This is a genomic window from Cryobacterium sp. PH31-L1 (assembly GCF_030063145.1).
Taxonomy (GTDB): Bacteria; Actinomycetota; Actinomycetes; order Actinomycetales; family Microbacteriaceae; genus Cryobacterium.
Map to the genome: position 1 here is coordinate 96619 of NZ_JASISM010000006.1, position 14016 is coordinate 110634.

14 protein-coding genes are annotated in these 14016 nt (G+C 65.8%); 7 read left to right on the plus strand and 7 right to left on the minus strand.

Annotated elements, in window-relative coordinates; genetic code table 11:
- Positions 1–44 precede the first annotated feature (44 nt).
- From dapE to QMF22_RS13015, 3 genes are all read left to right on the plus strand, one after another.
- The gene (gene dapE / locus QMF22_RS13005; RefSeq protein ID WP_283454674.1) at positions 45–1127 is read left to right on the plus strand and encodes a succinyl-diaminopimelate desuccinylase; all 1083 of its coding nucleotides are present in this window, start codon (positions 45–47) and stop codon (positions 1125–1127) included.
- Between the two features lie 12 nt (positions 1128–1139).
- Positions 1140–2387, plus strand: coding sequence for a hypothetical protein (locus QMF22_RS13010; protein ID WP_283454268.1), 1248 nt, complete (start codon positions 1140–1142; stop codon positions 2385–2387).
- Between the two features lie 93 nt (positions 2388–2480).
- Positions 2481–2657, plus strand: a complete 177-nt coding sequence (locus tag QMF22_RS13015; RefSeq protein ID WP_092108645.1) for a DUF3117 domain-containing protein — start codon at positions 2481–2483, stop codon at positions 2655–2657.
- Between the two features lie 77 nt (positions 2658–2734).
- On the opposite strand, the gene QMF22_RS13020 is transcribed toward QMF22_RS13015, so the two are convergent.
- Positions 2735–3367: an O-methyltransferase gene (locus tag QMF22_RS13020; protein ID WP_134503727.1), complete on the minus strand. Its 633-nt coding sequence runs from the start codon at positions 3365–3367 to the stop codon at positions 2735–2737.
- An 87-nt stretch (positions 3368–3454) separates the two neighbouring features.
- Here QMF22_RS13020 and QMF22_RS13025 point away from each other — a divergent pair, with 87 nt between their 5' ends.
- Positions 3455–3844 (plus strand): sec-independent translocase, encoded by a 390-nt coding sequence (locus QMF22_RS13025; RefSeq protein ID WP_283454275.1) that lies wholly within the window; start codon positions 3455–3457, stop codon positions 3842–3844.
- Positions 3845–3867: 23 nt separating this feature from the next.
- The gene (gene ppk2 / locus QMF22_RS13030) at positions 3868–4692 is read left to right on the plus strand and encodes a polyphosphate kinase 2 (protein WP_283454277.1); all 825 of its coding nucleotides are present in this window, start codon (positions 3868–3870) and stop codon (positions 4690–4692) included.
- A gap of 3 nt (positions 4693–4695) precedes the next feature.
- Here ppk2 and QMF22_RS13035 read toward each other — a convergent pair whose 3' ends face one another.
- Genes QMF22_RS13035 through QMF22_RS13045 form a run of 3 tightly spaced genes read right to left on the minus strand, consistent with a single transcriptional unit; the run spans position 4696 to position 7734 of the window.
- Positions 4696–5862 carry an Mrp/NBP35 family ATP-binding protein gene (locus QMF22_RS13035; protein WP_283454279.1) on the minus strand — a complete coding sequence of 389 codons (1167 nt, stop codon included), beginning with the start codon at positions 5860–5862 and terminating at the stop codon, positions 4696–4698.
- Positions 5859–6416 (minus strand): DUF1003 domain-containing protein, encoded by a 558-nt coding sequence (locus QMF22_RS13040; protein ID WP_283454281.1) that lies wholly within the window; start codon positions 6414–6416, stop codon positions 5859–5861. The genes QMF22_RS13035 and QMF22_RS13040 overlap by 4 nt, the downstream gene beginning before the upstream one ends.
- The gene (locus QMF22_RS13045) at positions 6403–7734 is read right to left on the minus strand and encodes a magnesium transporter MgtE N-terminal domain-containing protein (RefSeq protein WP_134346433.1); all 1332 of its coding nucleotides are present in this window, start codon (positions 7732–7734) and stop codon (positions 6403–6405) included. The genes QMF22_RS13040 and QMF22_RS13045 overlap by 14 nt, the downstream gene beginning before the upstream one ends.
- A 109-nt stretch (positions 7735–7843) precedes the next feature.
- Between QMF22_RS13045 and QMF22_RS13050 the strand changes: the two genes are divergently transcribed.
- Positions 7844–8362, plus strand: a complete 519-nt coding sequence (locus QMF22_RS13050; protein WP_283454284.1) for a YflT domain-containing protein — start codon at positions 7844–7846, stop codon at positions 8360–8362.
- Positions 8363–8432: 70 nt separating this feature from the next.
- Here the strand turns inward: QMF22_RS13050 and QMF22_RS13055 are convergent, their stop codons facing one another.
- Positions 8433–9974, minus strand: coding sequence for an aminopeptidase P family protein (locus QMF22_RS13055; protein WP_283454285.1), 1542 nt, complete (start codon positions 9972–9974; stop codon positions 8433–8435).
- Between the two features lie 86 nt (positions 9975–10060).
- A complete protein-coding gene (locus QMF22_RS13060) occupies positions 10061–11101 on the minus strand; it encodes an endonuclease/exonuclease/phosphatase family protein (RefSeq protein ID WP_283454288.1) in 1041 nt (346 codons plus the stop codon).
- A gap of 88 nt (positions 11102–11189) precedes the next feature.
- On the opposite strand from QMF22_RS13060, the gene QMF22_RS13065 reads away from it, so the two are divergent.
- Positions 11190–12059 (plus strand): PHP domain-containing protein, encoded by an 870-nt coding sequence (locus tag QMF22_RS13065; protein ID WP_283454290.1) that lies wholly within the window; start codon positions 11190–11192, stop codon positions 12057–12059.
- Positions 12060–12294: 235 nt separating this feature from the next.
- Here QMF22_RS13065 and QMF22_RS13070 read toward each other — a convergent pair whose 3' ends face one another.
- Entirely contained in the window at positions 12295–13884 is a 1590-nt protein-coding gene (locus QMF22_RS13070; protein ID WP_283454292.1) for a DEAD/DEAH box helicase, read from the minus strand.
- Between the last annotated feature and the right edge of the window lie 132 nt (positions 13885–14016).

The following is a 14016-nucleotide window of genomic DNA, read 5'->3' on the forward strand; positions in this document are numbered from 1 at the left end:
TCTAGATTAGTAGAGTGACTTCTACGACTCCTGCCCCAGCAAAAATCACCGTGCTCGATCTCACGGCCACGTCCATCGACCTGACCAGACAAATCTGTGACATGGAGTCGGTCTCGGGCAATGAGACCGCCCTCGCCGACGCGATCGTGGCAGCGCTCGACGGTTTCGACCACCTCGAGATCATTCGCGACGGCGACACCGTCGTCGCCCGCACCAACTTGAATCGTGCGCAGCGCGTCGTCATCGCCGGCCACATCGACACGGTGCCGCTCAACAATAATCTGCCCACCCGCTACGAGACGATCGACGGCACCGAGTATCTCTGGGGCCGCGGCACCGTCGACATGAAGGCCGGCGTGGCCGTGCAGCTGAAGCTCGCCGCAGAACTGACCGACCCCGCCGTCGACGTGACCTGGATGTGGTATGACCACGAAGAGGTCTCCGACGAGCTCAACGGCCTCGGACGCCTCGCCCGCAACCGTCCCGACTTGTTCGCCGGCGACTTCGCCATTCTCGGCGAGCCGACCAGAAGCCAGATCGAGGGCGGCTGCAACGGGAACCTGCGCGTGGAGATTCGAACCTTCGGCCTGCGCTCGCACTCCGCGCGCAGCTGGGTCGGTGAGAACGCCATTCACAAGGCCGCACCGATTCTCAACATTCTGGCCGGTTACACGGCCCGCGAGGTCGAGGTCGAGGGCCTGGTCTACCGCGAAGGGCTCAACGCGGTCGGCATCACCGGCGGCGTCGCCGGCAACATCATCCCCGACGAGTGCATGGTGCACGTCAACTACCGCTTCGCCCCCAGCCGCAGCGCCGACGAAGCCGTCGCGCACCTGCGCGAGCTGTTCGCCGGCTACGACCTCACCGTGGTAGACCGGGCCGAGGGTGCCCGCCCCGGTCTCGACGCCCCGCTCGCCCGCGAATTCCTCAACGCCGTCGGCGGAGTGGCCACGCCCAAGTACGGCTGGACCGACGTCGCCCGCTTCTCCGCCCTCGGCGTTCCGGCCGTCAACTACGGCCCCGGCGACCCGCTCAAGGCGCACGCCGACGACGAACGCGTCGCCGTGGAAGAGATCACAGCCTGCGAAAACGGCCTGCGCGCCTGGCTGAGCGCATCCATTCGTTAAAGCAGAGCAGGAATGACTGAGCGGATGCTCCGCCCCCGCAGCCAGACCGTCCCCCGGTCGCGCGCGCGCCGGCTGCCGCCCGCCTGGCACGCCCGCTACCGACTGACCCCGTGGTGGGGCAAGGTGTTCGCGGTCTGGGCGCTGTCACGCCTGGTCACGACCAGTCTCATCCTCGTGCTGGCGAGCGTGCAGGGCCCTAATGCGTGGACCGGCGCCAGCCCGAAATACACCGACTTCGCGACCATGTGGGACGGCCGCTGGTACAACATCGTCGCTTTCGGCGGCTACCCGAGCGTGCTGCCGGTAACCGAGACCGGGCAGATCGGCGAGAACGCCTGGGCGTTCATGCCGGGCTACCCGGTGGTGGCCCGGCTGCTCATGGAACTGACCAATTTTCCGTGGGCGCCGGTGGCGGTTTTCGTGTCGGTCGTCTTCAGCCTCGGAACCGCCCTGCTGTTCTACCGCCTCATGGCGCGGGTGCAGTCTCCGGCGACCGCCCTGTTCTCGGTGGTGCTGTTCTGCGTTGCCCCGCTGTCACCGATTCTGCAGTTCGCCTACGCCGAGTCGATGTACCTGTTCTTTCTCACCCTCGCCCTCTACCTGCTGCTCGAGCGCCGCTACTGGCTGCTGTTCCCGGTGATCACGGTGATGGCCCTCACCCGGCCGAGCGGGCTCGCGTTAGCCCTCGCCCTCGGGCTGCACGTGATATACCGCTTCGTCACGCGCAGCCGCGACCAGTTTTCCGTCGCCGAACGGATGCTGGCGGCCTCCGTTGCCCTGTTCAGCTCGCTGATGGGACTGACCTGGCCGATCGCGGCCTGGGCGGCGACCGGCGACCTGATGGCGTACACCGACACCGAGCTGGCTTGGCGGGCACCGTACATCGGCTACGTGGAACTGGTTCCGTTCACGGCCTGGTTCCAGGGCGGAGTCTGGTGGCTCGGCAGTCCGTGGGGCATTGTGGTGGTCACCGCCCTCATCCTGACCTTTGGCATGCTGCTGTTCACGCCCGCTGTGCGTCGGCTCGGCGTGGACCTGCGCGTCTGGGTGGCCAGTTATGGCCTGTACCTGCTCGCCGTGTTCTTTCCGCAATCGAGCACGTTCCGGCTGCTCATGCCGATGTTTCCACTGCTGGGCGCCGCCGCGCTGCCGCGCAGCCGCATCTATCGGGTGTCGATCGTTTTGATCTTCGTGGCCGGACAATGGGGCTGGCTGCTGATCTGCTGGGGCGTCGATGGATACGACTGGACTCCGCCGTAAGGAGCCTGATCTGACACTGAGTCCGACCCTAATTTACGTCTTGGGCCGAGATAGTCGATAATAGGTATACAAAGACGAATGGAAGGGGAGTTCATGGCGGCCATGAAGCCACGTACCGGAGACGGTCCAATGGAGGCTGTAAAAGAGGGGCGCCTGATCATCGTGCGTGTACCGCTCGAAGGTGGGGGTCGGCTCGTTGTCTCCGTCAACGACGCCGAGGCCAAGGAACTTCACGATGCACTTGCCGGGGTTGTCGCTGCGGCGAAGTAGCCTCGTGTTCCTATAGTTAATACATCAGAACGGCCGCGCAGTGACTGCGCGGCCGTTCTGATGTATCCGGGAACGTTCTAGGCGCGCAGCTTGGTGATCTGCAGCAGCCCGTCTCCGACCGGGGACAGCGCGCTGATCACGGCGCTCGACGCGGCGATCTCGGTCAGCAGGGTGCGGAACCCGGTCGCGACATCGTCGCGCTGGGCCGGGTCGGCCACCCGTCCCCGCCAGAGAGCGTGTGCGACGAGCACCGTACCGCCCGGACGAGCCAAGCGCAGTCCGTGTTCGACGTACTCGATGACCGACTGCGGGTCGGCGTCAATGAACACAATGTCGTAAGAATTCTCGTTCATGCGCGGCAGAACCTCGCCGGCCTTGCCCGTGATGAGGCGCACCCGGTTCGCCGGAATCTTCGCTTCGGTGAAGTTCGCCTTCGCGTGCTGCAGGTGGTCGACCTCGGTATCGATCGAGGTGAGGGTTGCGCCGGGAGCTCCGGTCAGTAGCCAGATCCCCGAAACTCCGGCCCCGGTGCCGACCTCGAGGATGCTACGTGCCCCGGTGGCCGCCGCCAGAACGGCCGATTGCGCTCCGACGGAGGGCGCGATGGCATCGATCCCCAACTCGAGGGATTGCTGGCGCGCCCTAGCGATAGCTTCGGACTCCACGACACAGTCGTCGGAGAATTTCCAGTTCAGTTCAATGTCAGACACAAATAACTCCAGTAGATGATTAGGTCAAGACTAGGGCCGGGGCGCGTGTGGTCTGTGGATGCCTCGCCGGGCAGTTACTCTAAGGACATGTTTGGGCTGACGTTCGAGAAGATTCTTCTGATCGGGATCATCGCTGTCTTTTTGCTCGGGCCCGACAAGCTACCGCACTATGCCGCGCAGCTCGCTCGCCTCGTGCGCCAGTTGCGCGATATGGCTAACGGTGCCAAGGACCGCATGCGCGATGAAATGGGTCCGGAGTTCGACGATCTGGACTGGAAAAAACTAGACCCGCGCCAGTATGACCCGCGCCGCATCATCCGGGAAGCCCTCGCCGACGAGGACCCGTTCAAGGACCAGTCCGCTACGATTTCTCGCGCCGAACCGAACCCGGAGGGCGCCTACCTCAAACGTAAACGGGCACGGGAAGCGGCCCTCGCCGCGCTCGAACCGGCACCGTTCGATACTGAGGCCACCTAAAGCCCATTCGCAAAGGAGATTCGATGTCGAAAAGCCCCCCGCAAATTGTGCGCGTCAAGAAGAAGCCCTACGAGGCCGAACTGGCCCGATTGCAGGCCGAATTGGTCACCATGCAGCAATGGGTGAAGTTATCAGGTGCCCGGGTGGTGGTGATTTTCGAGGGCCGCGATGCCGCAGGCAAGGGATCGGCGATCAAGCGCATTACCCAGTATCTCAATCCGCGTGTTGCGCGCGTGGTAGCCCTGCCGATGCCCACCGAACGCCAGCGCGGCCAGTGGTATTTTCAGCGATACATCGAACACCTGCCGAGTAACGGCGAGATCGTGCTGATGGACCGCTCCTGGTACAACCGGGCGGGCGTCGAACGGGTCATGGGCTACTGCACGAGTGACGAATACCGTCGGTTTCTGCACCAGGCGCCCCTATTCGAGCGGATGCTGGTCGAAGACGGAATCCTGCTGGTCAAATACTGGTTCTCGGTGTCCGACCAGGAGCAGGAACGCCGTTTTCGTTCCCGTCTGAAGGATCCGATGCGCCGCTGGAAGCTGTCTGAAACCGATGTGCTATCGATCACCAAGTGGGTGGACTACTCCAAGGCGAAAGACGAGATGTTCGTGCACACCGACATTGCCGAGGCGCCCTGGTGGGTGGTGGAGAGCGAGGACAAGCGGTCCAGCCGACTGAACGTGATCAGCCATCTGCTCTCGCTGGTGCCGTACGAGAAAACCGACCCGCCCAAGGTTCGCATTCCGCCGCGCCCGCCGGCCTCCGACTATGAGCGACCGCCGCGCGAGCTGAACCACCAGGTTCCCGACCACGCGGCGACGCTGGCCAAGCCGGAGGAATAGGTTTCAGCGGGGCGTGAGCCCGAGGCTGAGCCCGGCGAGCCCCCGCGCGCGGGTCTTCATGCTGCGGGCGAGCGCCAGAATAGCGCGGGCTGCGGGGTCGTCGGGGGCGCCGAGCACAACCGGCAGCCCGTCGTCCCCGCCGCTGCGCAGGGCCAGGCTCAACGGCACCTGGGCGAGCACGGGTACCGGCACGTCCTGCCCGACCGAAAGTCGCCGAGCGACCTCGGCGCCGCCGCCGGAACCGAACAGCTCGAGCCGACTGCCGTCGGGCTGCACCAGGGCGGACATGTTCTCTATCACGCCGTAGACGCTTTGCCCGGTCTGGCGCGCCACGATCCCGCTGCGCTCCGCCACATCCGCCGCCGCCGCCTGCGGGGTGGTGACAACGATGACCTCGGCGTGGGGGAGCAGCTGGCCGACCGTGATGGCGACGTCGCCGGTACCGGGCGGCAAGTCGAGCAGCAGCACGTCGAGGTCGCCGAAGTACACGTCGGTGAGAAACTGCTTGATCGTTCGGTGCAGCATCGGTCCGCGCCACGCGACTGCGGCCGACTTGTCATCGATGAACATGCCGATCGAAATGACCTTCACCTCGTGCGCGATCGGCGGCAGAATCATATCGCCGACTTGGGTCGGCTTCACGGCGAGTCCGTCGTGCACGAGGCCGAGCAGGCCGGGAATGCTGAAGCCGTGCACGTCGGCATCCACGATGCCCACCCGCAGTCCTTCGCCGGCCAGGGCCACCGCCAGGTTCGCGGTGACGGTGGACTTGCCCACGCCGCCCTTACCGCTCGTGATCGCATAGACCCGGGTGAGGGACTCCGGGCCGAACTGCACGCTGCGTTCCACCTGCCCGCCGCGCAGCTTCTCGGTGAGCGCGGTGCGCTGCTCACGGGTCATGATCGCCACCTCCACGCTCGCCAGGCCGACCCCAACCACCGACTCGGCGGCGGCCAGAACATCGCTCTCAATGCGCGCAGCGGCCGGACAACCAGCAATGGTCAAGCGGATGCCGACGCTCACCCGCCCGGTCTCGCTCACCGCCACCCCCGACACCATGTCGAGGTCGGTGATGGGTTTGCGAATCTCGGGGTCGGTCACTCCGGCCAAGGCGGTGAAAACGCGGGCGCGGATGCTGTCGGGTGTTGAACTCAGTGGGGCAGGAGTCATGCTGTGGGGCGGCTTTCGTTGGTGCTGTCGGAGTCTGTAGGTTCGTCCAGGTGACCGCGCTCCTCCAAATGCTCGAGCAACGTACGCAATTCGGCGCGAATGAAATCCTTCGAGGCCATGTCCTTGATCGCGATGCGCAGGGCCACGACCTCGCGGGCGAGGTACTCGGTGTCGGCGAGGGTGCGTTCGGCCCGCTGCCGGTCCTGTTCGAACTGCACCCGGTCGCGGTCATCCTGACGGTTCTGCGCCAGCAGGATCATCGGCGCGGCGTAGGAGGCTTGCATAGACAAAACCAGGGTCAGCGCGATGAACCCGAGCGCGACGGAGTCGAAGCGCCAGTCGACCGGAGCGAGGGTATTCCACGAGATCCAGGCAACGGCGAACAGGGTGAGCCCGAGCAGAAACCACGGGGTGCCCATGCCGCGGGCGATCGCCTCGGTGAAGCGGCCGAACCGATCCCGGCTGTGTCCGCTCCGATTCAACCCAACGATGTTGCTCGTACGCAGGCCCTTGGGGGCGTCCAGGCGCAGGTCGGCGCGGTTATTGCGGGCCACGAGCTGTCCTTTGCGCTCCGGGCAGCGGAATACTGCCGGTTCTCAGCTCGCTGCGGGCAGCGGCCCGGCGGCGCACATCATCATTGCCGTCGTGGCTGCGCCAGTCGTCGGGCAGCAAATAGTCGAGCACGTCATCAATCGTCACCACCCCGACCAGTCGGTAGTTCTCGTCGACCACGGGCACCGACACGAGGTCGTAGCTCGCCAGAATACGGCTCACTTCGGCGGCGGACGTGTCGGCGGTGACCGGGTCGAGTCCGGCGTCGAGCAGCGTGCCGAGGCGTTCGTGGGGCGGGTAGCGCAGCATCCGCTGAAAATGCACCATGCCCAGAAAACGACCCGTGGGCGCTTCGTAGGGCGGCAGAGTAACGCAGATCGCCGCGCCGAGCGCCGGGGCCAGGTCGTGCCGACGGATGCGCGCGAGCCCTTCGGCGACGGTGGCGTCGGCTGAAACGATGATCGGTTCGGTCGTCATGAGCCCACCCGCGGTGTCGGGGGCGTAGGAGAGCAGAAAGCGAACGTCTTCGGCCTCTTCGGGCTCCATCAGGTCGAGCAGCTGCTCGCCGCGCTCCTCTGGCAGTTGGGCGATCAGGTCGGCCGCGTCGTCGGGCTGCATCTGGTCGAGCACGTCGGCGGCGCGGGCGTCGCCGAGGCTGGTCAGAATGCCGACCTGGTCGGTTTCGGGCATCTCCTCGAGCACATCGGCGAGGCGATCGTCCGGCAGCTCACCGGCCACTTCGAACATGCGCTCGCGCGGCAGATCGAGCAGGGTGTTGGCAAGGTCGGCGGGCTTGAGGTCGGAGTAGGTCGCGATGAGGTGCTCGGCGGATTGCGCCTGGCCCTTGGTTTCTTTTTCACGTACCTCGGCCCAGGTGGCAAAGGTCGTGACGCCCTTGACGAAGGGTGAGGCGCTGGTTTTGGGGCGGCGCACGAACAGTTGGCTGATGGCCCAGTCCGCCTCCGTGCCCTCCTTGATCGCGACGTCTTCAATGGTGGCTTCGCCGGAACCGTCGGTGAAGAGCACCTTGCGTCCGAGCAATTCGGCGATGACACGCACCTCGCCGCCGCGCTGTTCGTAGCGGCGCACGTTGATCAGGCCGGTGGTGATGATCTGGCCGCTGCCGATGCTGGTGACCCGGTTGATCGACACGAATACGCGGCGTTTGCCCGGGATCTCCACGATCAGGCCGACGACGCTGGGCGGGTCGTTTTTTCGATACACCACGAGAACATCGCGCACCTTGCCCACGCGGTCGCCCGCGGGGTCGAAAACGGTGCACCCGGCCAGTCGGGCAACGAAAACTCTGGTGGCACTCACACTATAAATGTAGGCCACTGGACTGACTTTGGTGGCCCGGCACGGAGGGTTCCTTTTCGCTGAACGACCACTCAGCCCCGCAGCCGGGCCGTCATGAAAGAATGGGGCCATGAGCAATCAGAGCCTTTTCTCCCGACGCCGCCCGGTGCTGCCCCCCGTGTTGCCGCGCGGGCAGGTGCTCGCCACCTACAGCACGTACGCTGATGCGCAGGCCGCGGTCGACACTCTCGCGAAGGCCGATTTTCCGGTGAAACAGCTCTCGATCGTGGGCAACGACCTCAAAAGTGTTGAGCGGGTGACCGGCAAACTGACCTACGGCCGGGTCGCGCTCGCGGGGGCGGCATCCGGTGCCTGGCTCGGAATCTTCTTCGGCATCCTGTTCTTTCTGTTCTCGCCCACCGGATCGAGCCTGCCGTTCGTGTTTGCCGCGCTCATCATGGGTGCCGGGTTCGGCATGCTGCTCGGAATCGCGAGCTACGCCATCAACCGGCGCCGTCGCGACTTCACGTCGACCATGCAGGTGATCGCGACCAGCTACCAGATCATCGTTGACCCCGAGTTGGTGCACCGTGCCCGCAACCTGCTGGGCGAAGAGCCGCCGGCACCCTTCACAACCCCGTCCGACTAGTCACCCGAGAGCGCAAGAAGTGCCCGATTGAGATTCTCAAACGGGCACTCTTTGCGCTCTCGCGAACCGGTTAGCGCTTGGACGCCGCCAACCACGCCTCTACCTCGGTGGCGGTGCGGGGAATCGCGGCCGAGAGATTTTCGGCACCGGTCTCGGTCACCAGGATGTCATCTTCGATGCGCACGCCGATGCCGCGGAATTCGGCCGGAACGGTGAGGTCGTCGGGCTGAAAGTACAGGCCCGGTTCGATGGTGAAGACCATGCCAGGTTCGAGCACGCCGTCCATGTACATGTCGCGGCGGGCCTGAGCGCAGTCGTGCACGTCGATGCCGAGGTGATGGCTGGTGCCGTGCACCATGTACCGGCGATGCTGGCCGTTCTCCGGCTGCAGGGCCTCGTCGGCGGTGACCGGGAGCATGCCCCACTCGGCGGTGCGGCGGGCGATGACGTTCATTGCTGCCGCGTGCACATCGCGAAACACCGCGCCGGGGCGCACGACGGCTAGGGCGGCATCCGCTGCTTCGCGAACGGTCTCGTAGACCAGGCGCTGTACCTCGGTATAGACGCCGTTGACCGGGAGGGTGCGGGTGATGTCGGCGGTGTAGTAGCTGTCGAGCTCAACGCCGGCGTCGATGAGAATCAGGTCGCCGGGGGCGACGACGCCGTCGTTGCGGGTCCAGTGCAGGATGCAGGCGTGCGGGCCGGAAGCCGCGATGGTGTCGTAGCCGACCGTGTTGCCGTCGCTGCGCGCCCGGGTGTTGAAGACGCCCTCGACCAGGCGTTCGCCGCGGGCGTGCTGGCTCGAGCGCGGCAGATCGGCGATGACGTCGTCGAAGCCGCGTGCGGTCGCGGCGACGGCGAGACGCATCTGCGCAATCTCGTAGGCATCCTTCACCAGGCGCAGTTCGGAGACGTCGCGGGCCAGCGCCCCGTCGGGCTCGTGCTCGGCGTTGATCTCGATGCTGAACGCGGAATCGGTCGCGCTGGTGCCGAGTACCCGTTCGGCGGCGAAGCGTAGGCGGGCTTCGTCGACCTGCTCGGTGAAGGTCGGGTCGGCCTCCCGCAGCACGAGGGTTTCGCTGTCGACGGCGTTCAGCACGTGGGCGAGCTCGGCGATGCCGCGCACGTCGAGGGCGAGGTCGCTCGCGACCTGGGCCACCGATGGGCGCGGGCCGATCCAGAATTCGCCGATGTCGGGGTTGGCGTAGAACTCGTCGGAGTCGCGGCCTGCTCGTTCGCGAAAGTACAGGGTGGCGTCGTGGCCGGCATCCGTTGGTTCGAGCACGAGAACGGCGCCGGGTTCGCTGTCGCTGCCCCAGCCGGTGAGGTGGGCGAATGCGGAGTGCGCGCGAAAGGCATAGTCGGTGTCGTTGGAGCGCTGCTTCAACCGGCCGGCCGGAATGATCAGGCGCGCTCCGGGGTGCTGGGCCGAGAGTCGTGCACGTCGGGCGGCGGCGAAGGGTGCTTGTTCGCGGGCGGGCGGCAGCACGTCGGTGCGATCGGCCCAGCCGCTCGCGATGAACGATTTGAAGCCGGTGGATCCCGGCGTCGTTGAACGGTTCTCGTTCGAGCGTGCAGCGGGAATAAGAGCGGGAGCAGTGGTATCAGCCATTGCACCATTCTTGCACCGCACTCTGGGCGGCGGCCGATCACTGTGGCGCAGATGCTGCGATGAACGGATGCCGGTGCCTGCGCGGATTACGCGGCGGGTGTGAGCGTGGCCACGATCGGCCGGTGATCGCTGCCGGCACCGTCGAGCGATTCAATCACCTGCAGCGCGCTCACGTGCCAGTTCGGGGTAGCCATGACGTGATCGATGGGGCTTCCGAGCAGCGCGGGAATGCTGGTGGGCCAGGTGCCGACGGCCGCGGCGCCGGCCCATAGCGCGGCATCCGCGCAGTTTCCGAGAACAGCGTCGGGCTCACCGGCGCGGCCGGCCATATGATCGAGGGTCGAGTTGAAATCGCCCGCCATGATCACGTTGTCGGCCTGGCACTGGGTGGCGAGCCAGTGGAGGTCGCTCCGCCAGTTCGACATTTCATACTGGATCGGGGCTACGGCGTGCACGGCCACGATGGTCGGTCCTCTGCCGTCCACCGGTTTGGCGACAACGGTCGGCAGCACGTTGGTGTTGCCGGGCGGGCCGGACCCGGCCGCGTTGCTCACGGCGTAGTCGCCGAGGTCCGGACTGATCAGCAGGGTGGTGGAACGGGCCTTGGACACCAGATCGAAGGCGAGCGTGTGCACCCACATGGGCCGGCCGGCGTCGCGCATGAGTTCAGCGATCAGGACACCGGTCGCCTCCGTTGTTTCCGGCAGTGTGACGACATCGGCGTTCTGAGCCACCGCTTCCGCGGCGATGACCGCGGCGCCCGGAGCATCTCCCAGCGTATTCCAGCTGAGCACAGTGACCGAGTCGGCGGAACTGGTCGGTGCAGTACTGGCATCGGCGGTAGCAGCGGTGAAGCCGCGGGAGGCGAGAATGCCGACATTGGCCACGGCGAACAGGGCGAGCAGCACCATGACCATGCCGAGGGTTCGCCGCAGCGGCCGAATGAAGCGCAGCAGACCGAGCAGCACGAGGCCAACCATCGCGCCGATCACGGCTATGGCCCGAAACGATACGAGGTGGGCGACGACCCAGGTGTTATGCAGGCCGAACGCCTGCGGCCAGGTCAGGACCAGCAGGAGAAAGGCGGCAGCGATGAGAATCAGTGCCCGGAAGAGTCGCGTGAACATTGTTCTGAACTGTAGATGAGAATTCTGGGGAATCTCCAGCGCTTCGCGCAGCGAGGGATTGGCTCGGGGGGACAACTAGCATGGGGTCATGGCAGTCGCGCGGCAATTCCAGGGTCCGATCGATCTGCACGCGCACTCCAGCGTGTCGGACGGTACCGAGACGCCCGCCGAGATGCTTCGCGCGGTATCCGCTGCGGGCCTCGGCACGATTGCCCTTACCGACCACGACTCCACGGCCGGCTGGGCCGAGGCATCCGCTGCGGCGCGCACCGAGCGCATCACACTTATTCCCGGAATGGAATTCAGCACTCGGGTGCAGTACGCAAGTGTGCACCTTTTGGCATATCTCTTTGACCCGACCGATTCGGCCCTACTGGCCGAGATGACCAGGGTGCGTGCGGCCAGGCTTAGCCGGGCCGAGCAGATGGTCGCTCGCATCGGGGTCGACTACGACCTGAGCTGGGACGATGTGCTCGCCCAGACCACCCCCGATGCCACCGTCGGTCGGCCACACATCGCTGACGCCCTCGTGGCCCGCGGTCACGCCCTCAACCGAAGCGCGGCCTTCGCCGATATTCTGCACTGGAAAGCGGGGTACTTTCAGCCGCACTACGCGCCCGACCCGCTGCGCGCGATCGAACTGGTGCGGGCAGCCGGGGGAGTGCCGGTCATCGCGCACCCCGCCACGCGCGGCATCGCCGAGGTCGTCGAAGAGTCCCGACTGAAGACGATGGTCGAGGCTGGACTGTTCGGCCTCGAACTCGAGCACAGGGAGAACAAGCCCGAACCCACGGCTCACCTCTACGAGCTCGCAGCAAAGCTCGGGCTGTTCGTCACGGGCTCGAGCGACTACCACGGCACCGGTAAACCCAACCGGCTCGGCGAGAACACGACGGCCCCCGAGGTGCTCGACCGCATCATCGCGCAGGGGCGCGGCTCAGATCCCGTCTACGGCTGACAATTGTTTCAAGTGACGCCGCGGCGCGCACAATGCAGCGCCTGGCTTCAGTCGAAGCGCTGCTACTGACGGTGCTCGCCGTCACTGCGGAAATTTGCTCCCAACGAGTCGCAGCCGATTTCGAGGGCTCTGAGCAGGGATTTCCGCAGTTATGAACGACACCGCCCGGCAACCGAGACTGCCACGTTCGAAGCGGGGGCAGCCCGGTGCCGGGCGAGATGGTACTGGTCAGTAGTTAGATCGCGCTGCCGGTCTGCGGTGAGCGACGACGGGTGCGGCTGCGACGCAGCGGCGCGTTGTTGCCGTCGTGATGTTCGGCTCCGCCGCCATCGTGCGTGCCGGCTGCCGGCGTCACGGCCGGGGCATCCGGGTTGGTGCTGGAACCGACGCGAGTGCGCGAGCGGGCCGGGCGACCTTCGTCGGCGCCGGTGGTCAACGGGCTCGTTGCCGCCCGGTCGGCTGCGCGCGTGGAATCGCCACGACCGCGACCGCCCTCAGAGCGACCCCCCTCAGAGCGACCGCCGCGCGGTGCGCCGCCGGAGCGACCGGAGTCTGAGCGACCGCCCGCGCCGCTGCGTGCCGCACCGGAGCGTCCGGCGCCGCCGGTGCGGGCCTCGCCAGCAGCGACGTCTTTAACCGGGGTTGCGCGCAGGCGGCCCTTGGAACCGGCCGGAATGTTCAGGTCGGTGTACAGGTGCGGCGACGAAGAATAGGTTTCCATCGGTTCGGGCTGGCCGAAGTCCAGCGCTTTGTTGATGAGCGACCACTTGTGCAGGTCGTCCCAGTCGACGAACGTCACGGCGATGCCGGTCTTGCCGGCGCGGCCGGTGCGACCGACGCGGTGCAGGTAGGCCTTCTCATCTTCGGGAATGGTGTGGTTGATCACGTGCGTGACGTCTTCAACGTCTATACCGCGAGCAGCGACATCCGTTGCGATCAGGATTTCTTTCTTGCCGCTCTTGAAGCTGGCCATGGCGCGTTCGCGCTGTTCCTGGTTGAGGTCGCCGTGCACGGCCGTGGCGTCGAAGCCGCGGTCGCCGAGTTCTTCGACGAGCTTCGCGGCGGCGCGCTTGGTGCGGGTGAAGATGATGGTCTTGCCGCGGCCCTCCGCCATGAGGATACGGCCGATGACTTCGTCCTTGTCCATGTTGTGGGCACGGTAGACGAGGTGCTCGATGTTGGCCTGCATGAGGCCTTCGTCGGGGTCGGTCGCACGAATATGGATTGGGCGGTTCATGAAACGACGGGCCAGGGCCACGATCGGTCCGGGCATCGTCGCCGAGAACAGCATGGTGTGGCGGGTCGACGGTGTCTGCGCGAACAGCTTCTCGATGTCGGAGAGAAATCCGAGGTCCAGCATCTTGTCGGCCTCGTCGAGCACCATCTCGCGCACGTTGGCGAGGGTGAGCAGACGCTGGCTGGCCAGGTCGAGCAGGCGTCCGGGGGTGCCGACCACGATCTGCGCGCCGGCCTTGAGCTGCTCGATCTGGCCCTCGTAGGCTTTGCCGCCGTAGATGGAGACGATCTTCGTGTTGCGTCCGGCCGCGGCGAGCTCAAGGTCCTCGGAAACCTGAACGCACAGTTCACGGGTCGGAACGACGATAAGCGCCTGCACGCCGGGCTCCGGGTCGAGGCCGAGGCGCTGGATGACCGGAAGGCCGAAACCGAAGGTCTTGCCGGTGCCGGTCTTGGCCTGGCCGATTATGTCCTGGCCGGCCAGGGCGAGGGGGATGGTCTGGGTCTGAATGGGGAACGGTTCGAGGATGCCCTTGGCTGCAAGGGAGTCGACCATGTCCTGGTCAATATTAAGTTCGGAGAAAGTCACGAATGTATGCCTGTCATTAACTGGAAGCGAGGTGCGCCCGTTTTTGCGTCTCGGGCAGCGGCCGCCGATCCTTGCCGGCGACGTAATTCCACCTTACTGCCCCGCCTGTACCGCGGCCACAGGCGCGCTGTC

Coding starts and splice junctions, on each gene's coding strand:
- QMF22_RS13015 (WP_092108645.1), top strand. CDS start 2,481: ATGGCGGCCATGAAGCCACGTACCGGAGACGGTCCAATGGAGGCTGTA.
- QMF22_RS13010 (WP_283454268.1), top strand. CDS start 1,140: ATGACTGAGCGGATGCTCCGCCCCCGCAGCCAGACCGTCCCCCGGTCG.
- QMF22_RS13050 (WP_283454284.1), top strand. CDS start 7,844: ATGAGCAATCAGAGCCTTTTCTCCCGACGCCGCCCGGTGCTGCCCCCC.
- QMF22_RS13055 (WP_283454285.1), bottom strand. CDS start 9,974: ATGGCTGATACCACTGCTCCCGCTCTTATTCCCGCTGCACGCTCGAAC.
- QMF22_RS13025 (WP_283454275.1), top strand. CDS start 3,455: ATGTTTGGGCTGACGTTCGAGAAGATTCTTCTGATCGGGATCATCGCT.
- QMF22_RS13065 (WP_283454290.1), top strand. CDS start 11,190: ATGGCAGTCGCGCGGCAATTCCAGGGTCCGATCGATCTGCACGCGCAC.
- ppk2 (WP_283454277.1), top strand. CDS start 3,868: ATGTCGAAAAGCCCCCCGCAAATTGTGCGCGTCAAGAAGAAGCCCTAC.
- QMF22_RS13060 (WP_283454288.1), bottom strand. CDS start 11,101: ATGTTCACGCGACTCTTCCGGGCACTGATTCTCATCGCTGCCGCCTTT.
- QMF22_RS13035 (WP_283454279.1), bottom strand. CDS start 5,862: ATGACTCCTGCCCCACTGAGTTCAACACCCGACAGCATCCGCGCCCGC.